The organism is Coprococcus sp. AM97-35 (assembly GCF_027697525.1).
GTDB lineage: Bacteria > Bacillota > Clostridia > Lachnospirales > Lachnospiraceae > Allocoprococcus > Allocoprococcus comes.
In genome coordinates this window covers 1-850 of the sequence record NZ_JAQESL010000079.1, presented here as the reverse complement: position 1 = coordinate 850, position 850 = coordinate 1, and the positions used below count along the sequence as shown (strand labels likewise).

1 protein-coding gene is annotated in these 850 nt (G+C 37.5%); it reads left to right on the top strand.

What is annotated here, in order from left to right; translation table 11 throughout:
- On the top strand, window positions 1-850 hold an 850-nt coding region (locus PG840_RS16740; protein ID WP_270613920.1), incomplete at both ends, for an ABC transporter permease.

Below are 850 nucleotides of genomic sequence, written 5' to 3'. Positions count from 1 at the left end.
GACAGATAATTCTTTTGAAACAGTTATCCCGGAAGATGCAGAAAAGATAGCAAAAGTAAAAGGAATCGAAGAATATAATCTGCTCACAGTAGCAACGGTGGTAAATCCTGTAAACTTCAAAAGGATTGAAGATCCGGATATGGATCAGAGCCAGGATTTTGGAGGCGTTAATTTAAAAGGCAACCGAATTATGGAAATGGATATGGATGTTGCAGCGGGAAAGATTAAAATGGTAGATGGGCGCATGACAACCAAAGAGGACAAAGATGTTTGTGTAATCTCAAAAGAACTGGCGGAATTGAATGGCTTGAAAGTTGGTGACAGTCTACAGTTTAATCAGTGGGATGATAAGGAAAATTCGAAAGTTTATAGTGCTAAGATTGTAGGGATATATGAAGCGGTGCAGAAACTGGAACCGGTTATGTCAGGAGATACTTACCGGTCAGAAAATACGATTTTTACCGACATGAATTTTCCAGAGAACCCCTCTGGTGAAGAGGGAAATCCGCTGTTCCGATATGCGATTTTTAAGGTAGCCAATGTAGATCAATATGATGCAGTAAAAAAGGAAATTGAAAAAGTAGACATTGACTGGAAACGATACGATCTAATTGATAGTAATGGAAATATTCAGAGCATGGCTGAAAATTTTAATAATATGAAGCAGTTAAGTGAAATGCTGTTAATCGTAGTTTCCGCAGCAAGTTTTATCATATTAAGTTTGATCTTTTTATTCTGGATGAAGAACAGGACACAGGAAATCGGTATTTTTATGGCATTGGGAGAAAGTAAGAAGAAAATCTGGAGTCAATTTCTTTGGGAAGCCATGCTGATTGGAATTTTGGGATTG